The sequence below is a fragment of the Streptomyces sp. NPDC094147 genome (genome assembly GCF_044764265.1).
Classification (GTDB): Bacteria; Actinomycetota; Actinomycetes; order Streptomycetales; family Streptomycetaceae; genus Streptomyces.
This window is the reverse complement of the sequence record NZ_JBIWHT010000002.1, coordinates 70,511-85,529: the sequence shown is the minus strand read 5'-3', so window position 1 is coordinate 85,529 and position 15,019 is coordinate 70,511. Positions and strand designations below refer to the sequence as shown.

15 protein-coding genes are annotated in these 15,019 nt (G+C 70.7%); 5 read left to right on the top strand and 10 right to left on the bottom strand.

All coding sequences use genetic code 11. From position 1 onward, the window contains the following. Position 1: 1 nt before the first annotated feature. Positions 2-946, bottom strand: a complete 945-nt coding sequence (locus tag ACIQ8J_RS05820; RefSeq protein ID WP_403267368.1) for a hydrogen peroxide-inducible genes activator — start codon at positions 944-946, stop codon at positions 2-4. 144 nt (positions 947-1,090) lie between these two features. Here ACIQ8J_RS05820 and ACIQ8J_RS05815 point away from each other — a divergent pair, with 144 nt between their 5' ends. Together ACIQ8J_RS05815 and ACIQ8J_RS05810 are read left to right on the top strand one after the other, a co-directional pair. Beyond that, complete coding sequence (locus ACIQ8J_RS05815; protein WP_053726283.1) at positions 1,091-1,645, top strand: peroxiredoxin; 555 nt, start codon at positions 1,091-1,093, stop codon at positions 1,643-1,645. 3 nt (positions 1,646-1,648) lie between these two features. Further along, positions 1,649-2,182, top strand: a complete 534-nt coding sequence (locus tag ACIQ8J_RS05810; RefSeq protein ID WP_403267531.1) for an alkyl hydroperoxide reductase — start codon at positions 1,649-1,651, stop codon at positions 2,180-2,182. A 76-nt stretch (positions 2,183-2,258) separates the two neighbouring features. Here ACIQ8J_RS05810 and ACIQ8J_RS05805 read toward each other — a convergent pair whose 3' ends face one another. From ACIQ8J_RS05805 to ACIQ8J_RS05790, 4 genes are all read right to left on the bottom strand, one after another. Beyond that, a complete protein-coding gene (locus tag ACIQ8J_RS05805) occupies positions 2,259-3,713 on the bottom strand; it encodes an AI-2E family transporter (protein ID WP_403267534.1) in 1,455 nt (484 codons plus the stop codon). A gap of 169 nt (positions 3,714-3,882) precedes the next feature. After that, on the bottom strand, positions 3,883-4,590 hold the full coding sequence (locus tag ACIQ8J_RS05800) for a transglycosylase SLT domain-containing protein (protein WP_403267537.1): 708 nt from the start codon (positions 4,588-4,590) through the stop codon (positions 3,883-3,885). Between the two features lie 384 nt (positions 4,591-4,974). Further along, positions 4,975-6,297 (bottom strand): PhoH family protein, encoded by a 1,323-nt coding sequence (locus tag ACIQ8J_RS05795; protein WP_403267540.1) that lies wholly within the window; start codon positions 6,295-6,297, stop codon positions 4,975-4,977. Between the two features lie 378 nt (positions 6,298-6,675). Beyond that, positions 6,676-7,437: an isoprenyl transferase gene (locus ACIQ8J_RS05790; RefSeq protein WP_403267543.1), complete on the bottom strand. Its 762-nt coding sequence runs from the start codon at positions 7,435-7,437 to the stop codon at positions 6,676-6,678. A gap of 136 nt (positions 7,438-7,573) precedes the next feature. Here ACIQ8J_RS05790 and mgrA point away from each other — a divergent pair, with 136 nt between their 5' ends. After that, positions 7,574-8,611, top strand: a complete 1,038-nt coding sequence (gene mgrA / locus ACIQ8J_RS05785; protein ID WP_403267546.1) for an L-glyceraldehyde 3-phosphate reductase — start codon at positions 7,574-7,576, stop codon at positions 8,609-8,611. 34 nt (positions 8,612-8,645) lie between these two features. Here mgrA and ACIQ8J_RS05780 read toward each other — a convergent pair whose 3' ends face one another. The 3 genes from ACIQ8J_RS05780 to ACIQ8J_RS05770 all read right to left on the bottom strand — a co-directional run bounded on the left by ACIQ8J_RS05780 (position 8,646) and on the right by ACIQ8J_RS05770 (position 12,016). Continuing rightward, positions 8,646-9,296 (bottom strand): hypothetical protein, encoded by a 651-nt coding sequence (locus ACIQ8J_RS05780; RefSeq protein ID WP_403267548.1) that lies wholly within the window; start codon positions 9,294-9,296, stop codon positions 8,646-8,648. A 342-nt stretch (positions 9,297-9,638) separates the two neighbouring features. Continuing rightward, positions 9,639-11,075 (bottom strand): DUF2079 domain-containing protein, encoded by a 1,437-nt coding sequence (locus ACIQ8J_RS05775; protein ID WP_403267551.1) that lies wholly within the window; start codon positions 11,073-11,075, stop codon positions 9,639-9,641. Between the two features lie 137 nt (positions 11,076-11,212). Next, the gene (locus tag ACIQ8J_RS05770; RefSeq protein ID WP_403267553.1) at positions 11,213-12,016 is read right to left on the bottom strand and encodes a class I SAM-dependent methyltransferase; all 804 of its coding nucleotides are present in this window, start codon (positions 12,014-12,016) and stop codon (positions 11,213-11,215) included. Positions 12,017-12,062: 46 nt separating this feature from the next. Here ACIQ8J_RS05770 and ACIQ8J_RS05765 point away from each other — a divergent pair, with 46 nt between their 5' ends. Next, positions 12,063-12,446, top strand: a complete 384-nt coding sequence (locus tag ACIQ8J_RS05765) for a DUF192 domain-containing protein (RefSeq protein WP_403267556.1) — start codon at positions 12,063-12,065, stop codon at positions 12,444-12,446. Here ACIQ8J_RS05765 and ACIQ8J_RS05760 read toward each other — a convergent pair. Beyond that, entirely contained in the window at positions 12,436-13,197 is a 762-nt protein-coding gene (locus tag ACIQ8J_RS05760; protein WP_403267559.1) for a hypothetical protein, read from the bottom strand. The two genes, ACIQ8J_RS05765 and ACIQ8J_RS05760, sit on opposite strands and share 11 nt — an antisense overlap. Positions 13,198-13,442: 245 nt before the next feature. Beyond that, the gene (locus ACIQ8J_RS05755; protein WP_403267562.1) at positions 13,443-13,922 is read right to left on the bottom strand and encodes an ATP-binding protein; all 480 of its coding nucleotides are present in this window, start codon (positions 13,920-13,922) and stop codon (positions 13,443-13,445) included. Positions 13,923-14,157: 235 nt separating this feature from the next. Here ACIQ8J_RS05755 and ACIQ8J_RS05750 point away from each other — a divergent pair, with 235 nt between their 5' ends. After that, positions 14,158-15,009 (top strand): helix-turn-helix domain-containing protein, encoded by an 852-nt coding sequence (locus ACIQ8J_RS05750; protein WP_403267564.1) that lies wholly within the window; start codon positions 14,158-14,160, stop codon positions 15,007-15,009. The last annotated feature ends 10 nt before the right edge of the window (positions 15,010-15,019 follow it).

The window sequence follows — 15,019 nt, the reverse complement described above, 5'->3', positions numbered from 1 at the left end:
GTCACCCCGAGACCCGCACCGGCAATCCCCGCATCGCCCCGCGCAGGGCGACCGCGAACTCCTCGAACTCGCCCTGGCGAGCGGCCCCCGTCCGCATCGCCAGGGCGACGGTGCGCGAGGGGGCCGGTTCCGCGAAGTACCCGGTGACCAGGCGGTCGTTGCGGCCCGTCTCGATCTCGACGGCGGTACGCGGCAGCAGCGTCACCCCGAGCCCGCCCGCGACCAGTTGCACCAGCGTCGACAGGCCCGCCGCGGTCGTCGTCACCGGCGCCCCCTCGGTCCGCCCGGCCTCCCGGCAGATGTCGAGGGCCTGGTCGCGCAGGCAGTGCCCCTCGTCGAGGAGCAGCAGATGCAGTTCGCGCAGCGCCTCGCGGGGGATGCCGCAGCGCCCGCCGAGCCGGTGGTCGCGCGGCGTGACGAGCACGAAGTCCTCGTCGAACAAAGGGAGTTCGGTCACTCCGGGCACCCCGAGCGGAACGGCGAGCAGCAGCAGATCCAGGCGCCCGGCGCCGAGCCCGTCGAGCAGCGAGGAGGTCTGCTCCTCGTGAACCTGGAGGTCGAGCTCCGGGTAGCGCTCGTGCACGAGCCGCAGTACCGCGGGCAGCAGATAGGGCGCCACCGTCGGGATCACCCCGAGCCGGAGCACCCCGGTGAAGGGGGCGCGTACCGCCTCCGCCTCCTCCATCAGCTCGCCCACCGCGTCCAGCACGGCCTTCGCCCGCACCGCGAGCCGCTCGCCCGCCGGCGAGAGCAGCACCTTGCGGGTCGTACGCTCCAGGAGCTGCACGCCGAGCGCCTCCTCCAGCGCCGAGACCGCTCCGGACAGCGCGGGCTGGCTCATGCCGATGGCGGCCGCGGCGTCGCGGAAGTGCAGATGTTCCGCGACGGCCGCGAACGCGCGCAGCTGCGCCAGGCTGGGCTGCTTGCCCCTATTACTGATGGCCACTGATAGGCACCTCCGATCACGCTGACCCAGTCTAGCTATTTCACTGATCAATGCCTCCTGTGCCAGGATCGGCAATCCGTCCAACCCTCAGGAAGTTTCCCGAATCCGCTCGAAACGGGACTTCCTTGTTCGCAAGGAGAGCGCGTGCTCACTGTTGGTGACCAGTTCCCCACGTACGACCTGACTGCCTGTGTGTCGCTGGAGAGCGGCAAGGAGTTCCAGCAGATCGACCACAAGACCTACGAGGGCAAGTGGCGTGTGGTCTTCGCGTGGCCCAAGGACTTCACCTTCGTCTGCCCGACCGAGATCGCCGCGTTCGGCAAGCTGAACGACGAGTTCGCCGACCGCGACGCCCAGGTCCTCGGCTTCTCCGGTGACTCCGAGTTCGTGCACCACGCCTGGCGCAAGGACCACCCGGACCTGACCGACCTGCCGTTCCCGATGCTGGCCGACTCGAAGCACGAGCTCATGCGCGACCTCGGCATCGAGGGCGAGGACGGCTTCGCGCAGCGCGCCGTCTTCATCGTCGACCCGAACAACGAGATCCAGTTCACGATGGTGACCGCCGGTTCCGTGGGCCGTAACCCCAAGGAGGTCCTGCGGGTCCTCGACGCCCTGCAGACCGACGAGCTGTGCCCGTGCAACTGGACCAAGGGCGAGAACACCCTGGACCCGGTCGCGCTGCTGGCCGGTGAGTAACCCATGTCCCTCGACGCCCTGAAGTCCGCCGTACCGGACTACGCCAAGGACCTGAAGCTGAACCTCGGCTCGGTCATCGGCAACTCCGAACTCCCGGCCCAGCAGCTGTGGGGCACGGTGCTCGCCACCGCCATCGCCTCGCGCAGCCCGATCGTGCTGCGCGAGCTGGAGCCGGAGGCGAAGGCGAACCTGTCGCCCGAGGCGTACTCGGCCGCCAAGTCCGCCGCCGCGGTCATGGCGATGAACAACGTCTTCTACCGCACCCGCCACCTGCTCTCCGACCCGGAGTACGGCACGCTGCGGGCCGGTCTGCGGATGAACGTCATCGGCAACCCGGGCGTGGAGAAGGTCGACTTCGAGCTGTGGTCGCTCGCCGTCTCCGCGGTGAACGGCTGCGGCCAGTGCCTGGACTCGCACGAGCAGGTGCTGCGCAAGGCCGGTGTCGACCGCGAGACGATCCAGGAGGCCTTCAAGATCGCCGCGGTGATCCAGGCCGTGGGCGTCACGCTCGACTCCGAGGCCGTGCTGGCCGAGTAGTCCTCGCCCGTACGCGAGCGAAGGGGCCCCGCCGGATCGATCCGGCGGGGCCCCTTGGCGTTTCACACGGGCCGGGTCACTCGCGGTCCCCGGCCGGGACGGGCAGCGCCTCGGCGACCGGCGCCTGCGTCGGCGAGAGGGCGCCGCGCTGGGCGTTCTCGCGGGCGTACTGCCTGAGGTAGCCGACCACCGCGTTGGTGACCGCGACCAGCGGGACCGCGACCACCGCGCCGCCGATGCCGGCGACCAGGCCGCCGGCGGCCACCGAGAGGACCACCGCCAGCGGATGCACCCGGACCGCGCGGCCCAGGATGAAGGGCTGCAGGACATGGCCCTCGATCTGCTGTACGGCCAGGACCAGGAGCAGCACCATCAGCGCGTTGAACACGCCGTCGGTGACCAGCGCGACCACCACCGCGAGCGCGCCCGAGATGACCGCGCCCACCAGCGGTATGAACGCGAACAGGAAGATGAACACCGCGAGCGGCACCGCCATGGGCACGCCCAGGAAGTAGATGCCGACGCCGATGCAGATCGCGTCGATCAGAGCCACTATCACCGTGCCGCGCACATACGCGGTGAGCGTGCGCCAGGCCCGGGGACCCGCGCCCGCGACGCCCGGACGGGCCGCGGCCGGTACCAGCTTGAGGACCCACTGCCAGATCTTCGGGCCGTCGTACAGCAGGAACAGCGTCGAGAACATCGCGAGCAGAATGCCGGTGAGCACCTCCACCAGGACGGTCACGCCCTGGAGTCCGGCCGAGGTGATCGCGTTGGTGTTGGCCCCGATCGTGTCGCTGAGGTTCTTGGCGATCTGGTTGATCTGGTCCTCGGTGACATGGAACGGGCTGTTCAGCGCCCAGCGTTTGAGCTCCTCGATGCCGGCGCGCACCTTGTTGGACAGGTCGTCGAGGTTGTCCATGACCTGCCAGACCACGAACCAGCCGACGAGCCCCATGATCACGAACCCGGAGATCGCGGTGACCGCGGTGGCCACGCCCCGCGGCAGCCCCGCCCGCTTGAGCCGGGCCACGGTCGGCTGGAGCAGCGCGGTGATCAGCAGGGCCGCGACGAACGCGAGCACCACCAGGCGGATCGCGCTGATGACCTGCGTCAGCACATAGATGGTCCCGGCCAGGACGAGCAGCCGCCAGCCCACCTCGGCCGCGACCCGCATGCTCCACGGAACGGCGGCGACCGGATCGGGCCGGGGGGCGACCGCGGGCGCGTACGAGGGCGGCGGCGGTACGTGCTCGCGGGCCTGGCCGCCCGAACTCGCCACCTCCACCGCCGTCTTGGCCCCGGCCACCGGAGGTTCCGGCGCGGCGGGCGGCGCCGCGGGCTCGGCCCCGGCGTCAGGACGCGCGGGCGCGGCCGACGGGGCGACGGACACCGGACCGGCCGACGGGGCCGCGGGCACCGGACCGTCCCATGCGTCGGCTTCCGCCTCCGCACGGCGCTCGTCCAGGCGCTCTCCCATCCGGGTCAGTCCGGCGCCTAGCCGTCCGAGCAAACTGGGCACTCTCGACATGATCCCGCCGTTTCCCTTTCCCCCGACGCTGAGTCTCCCCACGACTTTCCCCCGAGCCGTCCGGACCTGACCGTACACGGGCGAAGCCCCGCACCGGAGGACGGTGCGGGGCCTCGAAAGGTTGAGCAGCTCCGGGCGGTTTTTCACGGAGCCCGGTACCAGCCGTCGGCTAGTACCAGCTGTTGGCCTGCCAGAACGACCAGGCACCGCAGGGGCTGCCGTAGCGGTCGTTCATGTAGTTGAGGCCCCACTTTATCTGCGTGGCCGGGTTGGTCCGCCAGTCGTCGCCCACGGAGCTCATCTTGGAGCCCGGCAGCGCCTGGACGAGACCGTAGGCACCGGAAGAACCGTTGGTGGCCGTGTAGTTCCAGCTCGACTCGTTGTTCACGATGTGGCTGAAGCACTGGAACTGGCCGGAGGGCACGATCTGACGGGCGAGCGCCTGAACGTCGTCGACCGAGTAGGAGCTCTTGACCGCGAGGTTCGAGACGTCCCGGGAGGCCGAGCGGCTGGCGGCCTGGGTCGCCAGATCGCGGGCCTTGGCCTCCTTGTCGGCCTTGTCCTTGTCGGCGGCGTCCTTCTTGGCCTTGGCGTCCTGCGCGGCCTGGACGCGGGCGGCTTCCTCGGCGGACTTCTTCGCCGAGGCGCTGGCCTGGGCGGCCTGCGCGTCCGCCTGCTGCGTCAGGGACGCGGTCTGAACCTGGGCCTGCTGTCCTGCGGGGATGTCCGCCAGGAGCGTCGAATCGGCTGCGGTCGCCTCGAAGTTGTCGTTCGAAGCGGCGGCGGGGCTGCCTGCGGCAACGCCGACGACGGCGCCAACGGTGGTGACCGCAGTGGCAGACGCCACCGCGAACCCCCGGACCGAGATCCGGCTCACACGGTTTCCTTCCAGCAGCGTCCGCACGGGTGACCTCGCGGACGCAATCGTGCCCCTGGCTCTCTCCTCCCAACTACTGGGTCACGGGAGGAACTGACCCGATGGGCAACTTCCTTGCGGGAAGCGCCGCGTGATGCGCGGGCGGCATACGGCTCAGCTATTGAGTTGCGTGGGTACCGAGATACCCGGGGTACAGGGGTGCCGTATGCGGGGCCTGACGGATGCAAGACTCTGCCGGAAGCCGATGCCGCGAGGCAATTCCCCGTTGCGTGTGAAACCTCACACCCCCTTCACCCCAGTAGTTTTTTCCAATCCCCACACAAGAAGGCGCCGCCCGGCTAAGCTACTGCGCTCGCCGGACGGCACCAACTGGCCCTAACTGGTTCAGATCTGAACGTCCTCCAGCATTTCGGTCACCAGGGCGGCGATCTGCGAACGCTCGGACCGGGTGAGGGTGACATGCGCGAACAGCGGGTGCCCCTTCAGCTTCTCGACGACCGCCACCACACCGTCGTACCGACCGACCCTCAGGTTGTCCCGCTGGGCCACGTCATGGGTGAGCACCACCCTTGAATTGGCCCCGATCCGGGACAGAACGGTCAGAAGTACGTTCCGTTCCAGCGACTGCGCCTCGTCCACGATCACGAAGGCGTCGTGCAGCGAGCGGCCCCGGATGTGGGTGAGCGGCAGGACCTCCAGCATGCCGCGCGAGGTGACCTCCTCGATCACCTCACGGCTCGTCACCGCGGACAGCGTGTCGAAGACGGCCTGCGCCCAGGGGCCCATCTTCTCGGCCTCGGAGCCGGGCAGATAGCCCAGTTCCTGCCCGCCCACCGCGTACAGCGGCCGGAAGACCATCACCTTCTTGTGCTGCCTGCGCTCCAGGACGGCTTCCAGGCCCGCGCAGAGCGCCAGCGCGGACTTGCCGGTGCCGGCCCGCCCGCCCATCGAGATGATCCCGACCTCCGGGTCGAGCAGCAGATCCAGCGCGATCCGCTGCTCGGCGCTGCGCCCGTGGATGCCGAACGCATCGCGGTCGCCCCGCACCAGCTTGATGTTCCCGTCCGCCGCGACCCGCCCGAGCGCCTTGCCGCGCTCGGAGAGCAGCACGAGGCCGGTGTGGACGGGAAGCGCGGCCGCTTCCGGAACGTAGAGCGTCTCCTGTTCGTACAGCAGGTCGACCTGCTCGCCGCTCAGCGGCAGTTCGGCCATTCCGGTCCAGCCGGAGTCGGTGATCGCCAGCTCGGCGCGGTACTCCTCGGCGAGCAGACCGACCGACGACGCCTTGATCCGCAGCGGCAGGTCCTTCGACACGACGGTGACGTCGTATCCCTCCGCCTGGAGGTTGCGGGCGACGGCGAGGATCCGGGAGTCGTTGTCCCCCAACCTGTAGCCGGCGGGCAGTACGCCGGGATCGGAATGGTTCAGCTCGACGCGGAGGGTGCCGCCGAGCTCCCCCAGCGGGATGGGGGCGTCGAGGCGTCCGTACCGGATCCGGAAGTCGTCGAGCAGGCGCAGCGCCTGCCGGGCGAAGTAACCGAGCTCCGGATGGTGCCTCTTCGCCTCCAGTTCGGTGACCACGACGATCGGGAGCACCACTTCGTGCTCATCGAACCGGGTCATCGCGTTGGGGTCGGCCAGCAGGACGCTGGTGTCGAGGACATAAGTGCGCCGGTCGGGCATGCGGCGCTTTGTGCTGGTCACCACGGAAGGACGTACCCCCTCGTAAGAGGCGCATGAGGTCGGGGTGCGACGGCGTCGCGGAAACGGGGACCGGGCTCTGGCCGCGATGCGCGGGCCGAGCTCCGGCCCTCCGCGTCGTCCGCGCGCGGTGCGCGGTCGTCCTGGTGCAAAGGGCCTCCCGGGCGAGCGGCGTTGCTGCCGCTCACTGAGATACGACGTCCGTGGACCGGACGTCGACCTGGGTGGGTTATGCCCTCGAACAAGCGAAGCCATGCCCCGTCATATGCCCGTACTTGGTCCACGCCCTGGCCGGGCGGCCGCAGGCGCAGGGCCGGACAGCAGAAAGCCGGACGGGGCGAAATCAAGCCCGTCCGGCGATTGAGGACAAAGGGGTGGCACCCCTCAGCTGCCGTACCTCCGGTGCCGCGCGGCGTAGTCGCGCAGCGCGCGCAGGAAGTCGACCTTGCGGAAGGCCGGCCAGAACACTTCGCAGAAGTAGTACTCGGAGTGCGCCGACTGCCAGAGCATGAAACCGGAGAGCCGCTGCTCACCGCTGGTGCGGATCACCAGATCCGGGTCGGGCTGGCCCCGCGTGTACAGGTGCTCCGAGATGTGCTCGACGTCGACGATCTCGGCGAGCTCCTCGAACGAGGTGCCCTTCGCGGCGTGCTCCAGGAGCAAGGACCGCACCGCGTCCGCGATCTCCTGGCGGCCGCCGTAGCCGACGGCGACGTTGACGAGTATCCCGTCGATGTCGTGGGTGGCCTGCTCGGCCTCCTTCAGGACGGCCTGGGTGTGCCCGGGGAGCAGATCCAGCGTGCCGACGTGGTGGACCCGCCAGCGCCCGTCCGCCGCCAAGTCCCGTACCGCGTCCTCGATGATGCCGAGCAGCGGGGTCAACTGGTCCTCGGGGCGGTCCAGGTTGTCGGTGGAGAGCAGCCAGAGGGTGACGACCTCGACATCCGTCTCGGCACACCAGCCGAGCAGTTCCTGAATCTTGCTGGCGCCGGCCTGGTGGCCCTGCTCGGGACTGCGGGCCGAGGCCTTGGCCCACCGCCGGTTTCCGTCCAGGATGACGCCGATGTGCTTGGGCACCTGATCGTGGTCGAGGCGGCCTTCCACCCGGCGCGCATAGAGCCCGTACACCAGGTCGCGCAAGTTCACCGATTCCACCCTCTCGTTGCTTCCCGAGGGCCCGCCGCCGCCCCGCACACCGGCCGCCCCAGGGAAAGCACAGTACTGCGGACCGGTCATGGCGGCCCAACTCGGTCTGTCACAAGTCCGTGATAAGCAGGGAAACGTGACTGAATCGCTCCGCTTCCTCGCAGCCCCCGACCGCTACGACTCCATGGAGTACCGGCGGACCGGCCGCAGCGGCCTCAAGCTCCCCGCCGTCTCGCTCGGCCTCTGGCACAACTTCGGCGACGACCGCGCCCTGGATTCCCAGCGCGCGATCCTGCGCCGCGCCTTCGACCTGGGTGTCACCCATTTCGACCTGGCCAACAACTACGGCCCGCCGGCCGGCTCCGCCGAGCTGAACTTCGGGAAGATTTTCGGCCAGGACTTCGCCCCGTACCGGGACGAGCTCGTCATCTCCACCAAAGCCGGCTATCTGATGCACCCCGGCCCGTACGGCGAGTGGGGCTCCCGCAAGTACCTGATGTCCTCACTGGACGCCTCGCTGAACCGCATGGGCCTCGACCACGTCGACATCTTCTACTCGCACCGCTTCGACCCGCACACCCCGCTCGAAGAGACGATGGGCGCCCTCGCGTCCGCCGTCCAGCAGGGCAAGGCGCTGTACGTGGGCGTCTCCTCGTACACCAGCGAGCAGACCGAGCAGGCCGCCCGCATCCTGAAGGAGATGGGCGTCCCGGCCCTCATCCACCAGCCGTCGTACTCGATGATCAACCGCTGGACCGAGGACGACGGGCTGCTCGACACCCTGGAGGCGGCCGGCATGGGCTGCATCTCCTTCGTGCCGCTGGCCCAGGGCCTGCTCACCAACAAGTACCTCAAGGGCATCCCGGAGGGCTCCCGCGCCACCCAGGGCAAGTCGCTGGACCCGGGTCTGCTCTCCGACGAGGTGGTACGCCGTCTCAACGGGCTGAACGACATCGCCTCCCGGCGCGGCCAGTCGCTCGCGCAGCTGGCGCTCGCCTGGGTGCTGCGCGACCCGCGGATGACGTCGGCGCTGATCGGCGCGTCCAGCGTCAAGCAGCTGGAGGAGAACGTGGCGGCGCTGTCCGGACCGGCGCTCACGGAGGAGGAGTTGAAGGAGATCGACGCCTTCGCCGTGGACACCGAGGGCACCAACATCTGGGCCGGCCGCGGCTGATGCCCCTCTTAGGGGGTGTCCCTCGGCCGCTTCCTCAGGCCGCGTACCCCTGGCCGGGCCTGGGGATGCGCGGCCTGCCGAACCACTGCCCGGCGGAACCCTGGCTGAGCAGCACCACGACGGCGGCCGCGGCGAGGCCCGGCAGCACACCGGCCGGGCGGTGCGCCCCGATGGATCCGAGCCCGAAGAGGATCTGTATGGAGGCGAACACGATCGAGGTGACCCGCACCCCGCGGCGCCCGCTGTCGAAGAGGAACGCGAACACGACGAGCACCCAGCCGCAGAGGTTCGCCCCGATGGCATAGCCCGCCGCCTCGGCGCCGCTGACCGCTCCCATGATCACGGAGCCGAGCGCGCTGAGCCCGCCCATCGAGAAGATGACCACCTGCGCGGCGCGCACCGCGCCGGGCATCGACTGCGGCACGACCGCACCGTAGGGATGCCCGTAGCCGAAGCCGTACGGGGCCTGGGGGTAGGGCGCCTGGTTGTACGGAGCCTGGGGGTACGGAGCCTGGCCGTAGGCGGGCTGACCGTAGCCGGGCCGGGGATGCGGAGCCTGTCCGTGGCCGGGCTGCTGGTCCGGGCCCTGCGGAGGGGGCGGGTACTGGCCGGGCTGCTGCGGCGGGCCCCACTGGGGCTGCGGCGGAAGGTTCTGCGGCTGGGGGTGGGGCTGCTGGTCCGACATGATCCAGACCTTAGCCAAGCCCCGCACAAGAAAAACGGGCCGGTCCGTGGGGGGGATACGGACCGGCCCGAGGGGGGGTTTCCACCATAACCCTTCGTAAGTGATGCTGGGGCCCACGGCGTGCCGGAATTACGCTCCGGAATCGGCCCGGCACGGACCGGTGACCCCCCGCAGGTACGGCCACGGCCTCTGACCCACCCGCGACCTCGCAGGTCAGAGGAGTGGCACGCACCCTGGCCGCGCCTCCGCGACGCATTTCGCGGTCCAGAATTCGCTGCCCATGTGCTTCACCCCACTCACCCAAAGGGAGCAGTGCCGTGTCGTCTGCGTGACCGTCCGACGTCAGGGAGTACGCGACACCCGGGCACCGGGACTCGCTTTGGGCCCCTTCCGCAACAGCGACACCCCGTCCTTCTGCGCGACGAGTACATAGCCGTACCGCGACAGCGCCCGCCCGTACTCCTCCTCCTGGCGGGGGCCCGGGTAGGGCCAGTAGCCGGGGGGATACGGCCAGGACTCCGGCGGGACGCGGTCGTAGGCGATCCACTGCGCCGTGGGCGCCGGGATGGGGCCGCCGGTCGCCTCCAGCTCCAAGTGGACCGGGAAGGTCGGGAACACGACGACCGTGGTGCGTGAAGTCAGTTGCGGGGCAAGGCGGTTGGAGGCCGCCACCGTCGCTCCGTCGGGGATGAGCCGCAGGAGGTCGCGTACCGCCGAGACGTGCGGTGCGGTGCGCCAGGTGGAGCGGTGGGCGATCTGGGCGAGCGGGAAGGACGGGACGAGGACGAGCGTCACGGCCGCCACCGTCGCGAGGGAGGCCCGGACGTGGCGGCGGGCGAGCGGGTCGCCGTCGGCGGCGTACGGGCGCAGGGCGTCGGTCAGCGCCGCGAACACCACCGGCATCAGTACGGCCGTGTAGTGGAAGGCCGTCCCCCAGTGGAAGACGTTGGTGGACAGCATCCGCCAGCCGAGCGTCGGCACGGCGATCAGCGCGAGCGGCGAGCGCAGGGCGATGAGCGCGGCGGGCGCGAAGACGAGGACCAGCGTGGTCGCCTTCACCTCGGGGCGCACCGCGTCCAGCGGGGCGAAGGCGAGGGTCGCGAGCAGCGAGTGGTGGGCGTGGGCGAGGCTCGCGGCGTGCGCGTAGGTGCCCGCCGGGTTGAAGAACGGCAGGAGCACCTTGAATTCGAGCGCGCTGCCGACGAGCCCGAGCAGCGCGGTCGCCAGGCCGAGCCGGCGCGGGCCCCGCCAGGCGATGTACGCCCCGATCGCGGCGAGCGTGAGCCCGAGGTCCTCCTTGACCAGGAGCAGCGGAACGGCCCAGACGACGGCGCGGCGCCACTGCCTGCGGGCCAGCGCTTCGAGGGCGTACGAGACGAGCGGTACGGCCAGGCACACCTCGTGGAAGTCGAAGCCGACCGCCGACGCGATGCCCCAGCTCAGCCCGTACCCGAAGGCGATGACGTGCCCGGCCCGGCGGCCGAGGACGCGGGTGGCCCGGCGGGCGAGCGGCACCACGGCGAGCGCGAGCAGCGCGGCCTGCGCGAAGAGCAGGGTGTACGGGGTGGGGAAGAGGCGGTAGAGGGGGGCGAGGGCGGCGAGCAGCGGGTGGAAGTGGTCGCCCAGGAGGTTGAAGCCGGCGCCGCGCAGCGGGGCGACGGGCGCGTCGAGGTGTGCGTAGGCGCGGACGGCCTGCTCGAAGATGCCGAGGTCGTAGCCGGTGGTGCGGACCAGGGCCTGGCGGCGGCCGGAGACGGTCGCGTAGAGGAGGAAGAGCACGGCCGCCCACCCCCACCACAGGAGGGCGGGCCGTCCGATGCGTACCCGAGGAAGGCGGGAAGTGGGCGCGGGCGTGACCGGCGGCCGAGCACGCCGCCCTACCCATTGATCAGCAATTGTCCCCATACATCCGGATGCTAGGCAGCGCGAGTGGCCCGCAGCGGCTTCCGCGCCTCGATCAGGAAGCGTGTCGTGTGCGCGACGAAGGGGCCTTCGGTACGGATCTGCTCGTCCAGCGCCTTCAGCCGGTCGCGGTACTCCTCGACGGTGAAGCCGGGCACCATCCAGATCACCTTGCGCAGGAAGTACACGACAGCGCCGATGTCCAGGAATTCCGTCCGCAGTTTCTCCAGGCGCAGATCGACGACTTCGAGCCCGGCGCTCTCCGCCTCCTTGCGCGCCCTGCCGGGGTCGCGGGCGCCCCGGACCTCCGGCGGCTGTGGCCCGAGGAAGTACTCCACCAGCTCGAACACGCTGGCCGGGCCCACCTGTTGGGAGAAGTAGGTGCCTCCCGGCGAGAGCACCCGGGCGATCTCGGGCCACCAGGTGGTGACGGGGTGCCGGCTGACCACGAGGTCGAAGGCGCCGTCGGCGAACGGCAGCGGGGGCTTGTCCTCGTCCGCGACGACGGCCACTCCGCGCGGGTGGAGCAGGCCGGTCGCGCGGGCGATGTTCGGGGGCCAGCCCTCCGTCGCGACGGCGAGCGGCGGCAGCTGGGGCACGGCGGCGAGGACCTCACCGCCACCGGTCTGGATGTCGAGGGCGGCGGTGGCCTTCGCCATCCGTCCGGCCATCGAACGGGCGTACCCCCAGGATGGCCGCTCCTCGGTGGCCCGGCCGTCCAGCCAGGAGAAGTCCCAGCCGTCGACGGAGACGGACGCGGCCTCGTCGATCAGTTCCTCGAAGGGGCGGTTGTTGTGGTTCCTGATGTTTCGGCCCATGTTGCGGACCCTACGCGGCGACCCCGTGAGCCACTACCGTTTATCCATGGGCCGATGGAGGGACGGAACGGGCGAGTTGAGCGTGCTCGACGGCGCCGGAACGGCGGTTCCGCTGGAGATCGCGGCGTCGTACCGGGCCCGCACGCGGGGCCTGCTCGGGCGGGACGGGATCGAGGGAGCGCTGCTGCTGACCCCGGCGAGCAGTGTGCACACCTTCCGGATGCGGTTCGCCATCGACGTGGCCCATCTGGACCGCGAGCTGCGCGTGATCGCGGTCCGCACGATGCGCCCCGGCCGCCTCGGCGCGCTCCGGCCGCGCTCGCGGCACGTACTGGAGGCGGAGGCGGGCACGATGGCCGCCTGGGGCCTGCGCCCGGGGGCCCGGCTCCGCATCGTGGCCGGGCAGGCCGGGCAGGATCTCAGGACTTGAGCTTGGCCGCCTGCGCAACGGCGAGCTCGGGCGGAATCCGGGGCGTGTCGCCCCCGGTCACGTCGACGGCGTAGTACGTCACGACGGTCGTCCCGCTCCGCACCACCTGGAAGACCATCGGCACGGTCTCGCCCGCCGCGACGCCCGTCAGCTCGTACGCGATCGCCTCGTCGCCCGCGTCCGGCGCGGGCAGCTCCTTCACCTGGGTGAACACGGAAGGCTCCAGGTCGCCGCCCTTGGTGGTGAAGCCGTCGCCACAGGCGTCGAGGGCCGAACGCAGCCGGGGCAGTACGTCGGTGGCGCCGGACGGGTGGGCGCCGAGCACCTCGGTGACGACGGTCTGGTCGGCCTGGCCGTCCTCGGTGGTGTCGACGAGCCGCCGGAAGACGGTCGCGGAGGGGGCGGGGTCGGGCGTGCCGTTGATGACGGACACGATCGGCATGCACGCGGCCTTCGCGGTCCGCGAGCTGCCGGTGGGGGTGCCGCCTTCCAGCGGTTCGGCCGAGAAGTTCTTCACGTCGCCGGTCACGAGCGCGACCGTGGCGAGCTGGTCGCCGGTGAGCGCCCCGGACGCGGATGCCTTCGTGCCGGCGCTGCCGGACGCACCGGGTGCGGCCGCCGTGTCCTGGACCGAGCCCTGCCCTTCGCCGTTGGCGCCCGAGCTACTGGGCCCGCACGCCGCCGCGGCCGCGAGGGCAACCAGACACACCCCCACCGTCGCCGCACGGCTCCGTACCAGCCTTGGCTTCATACCCAGCACCGTAACAACGACTCCTGTGGATTGCCTGGGTCCAGGAGCCCCCGATTCCCCCGTCACCCACCCGGTCCCCACCCCGCCATGCCGCCATCACCCGCAGGCAACCCGGCACGTCTTCGCCGGAACGGAGTAGCCGGAAACGGGCCGACCGATGACGCACGGGCCGGACGATCAACAGGCGTGGCCCGTACGGGAGTTGGCGACGTCGGCTGCGGACCGGATGCGCCGCTCCCAGCCCCTCAGCTCACGAGACACGGCAGCACCGCCCAGCTCCGGGTGCCGCCGCCCGGCTCGCGGGACTCGCCGAACCCCCAGTCCCCGCCGCGGTCCCGCACGACCGCGGCGAGCAGCCGCAGCCCGCTCCGGCGCCGGGTGTCACAGGCCTGCGCGAGGCGGGGGTGGGCGTGCCGGGCGTGTGCGTCGTACACGATCAGACGCAGCGCACCTTCGCGGTGCCGGAGGGAGAGGTAGAGGTCCTCGGACGGGTTCAAGTACGCCGCCACGGCGACCAGTTCGGATGCGGCGAGCACCGCTTCGGGTACGAACGCGTCGAGCGCGTGGGCATGCAGGGCCGAGCGGACCGCGCTGCGCGCGATGCCCGCGCAGTGTGGTTCACCGGGCAGGGTGAGGCTGAGCGACAGCCCCTCCGGAGGCGGCGGGCAGACGATCGGCGCGGGGAACGCGGCCGGGCAGGCCGCCGTGGTGCGGGTGGTGAGCATCTCTGGCTCCCGTGTACTGGTGGGGGGCAGCGAGCAGTGACTTGTCTCCCTGGCGCGGGCCCACCCCTCCCAGGGGAGGAGCATGCGGGCAGGCTCGCGCGATGCACTTCCAACTCGCTTGCGTAGTCGGTGCGTTACTCACTGTAGGGTCATTTTCGGCACGAGTGCCACCACTCTTGTGGCAATTGCCCCCAACGGTGGACCGGCGTACGCGCGCGGCGGCAGACTGGCCCGCATGGCGACGCGATCCACCCCCACCGAGCGCCAGAAACGACTCGGGGCCGAGCTGCGCAAGATGCGTACCGCAGCGGGTGCCACCACCGAATACGCCGCCGGGCTGCTCGGCCTCGACCGGACCAAGGTCTCCAACATGGAGTCGGGCATCCGGCTGATCACCGCGGACCGCGTGCGCACCCTGGCCAGCAACTACGAATGCGCGGACGCGAGTTACACCGAGGCGCTCGCCGACCTCGCCTCGGCGAGGGAGCGCGGCTGGTGGGAGAAGTACCGAGGGACGCTGCCCTCCGGGCTCCTCGACATCGCCGAGCTGGAGTGGCACGCCGTACGCCTGCTCACCGCTCAGACCGTGCACCTGCCGGGTCTGCTGCACACGGAGGGATACGCACGGGCCGTCTTCGGCGCGGTGATTCCGCCGCTCCCCCGGCTCGAAGTCGAGCTGCGGGTCGCGCATCGCATCGAGCGACAGCGGGTCTTCGAGAAGGACCCGCCGCTCGACTACGTCGGATACATTCACGAGGCGGCCCTGCGCATGCAGTTCGGTGGCCGCGAGGTGACCGGGGAACAGCTCCGGCACCTGTGCACGATGTCCGAACACGACCACATCGAACTGCGGGTCATCCCGGTCGAGCGCGGCGCATTCCCCGGCGCCGGCCACGCCCTCCTCTACGCCGAGGGCGTCGTCCCCCAACTCGACACGGTCCAGCTCGATTCCGCGCACGGGCCGGAATTCATGCACGCCGAAGCGCAGTTGACCAAGTACCGGGCCCACCTGGACTGGATGGAGGCGGCAGCACTGCCCGCGACGGAATCCGTCGACTTCATCCAGCGCGTCGCAAGCCAGCTTTAGGAGGAGACGA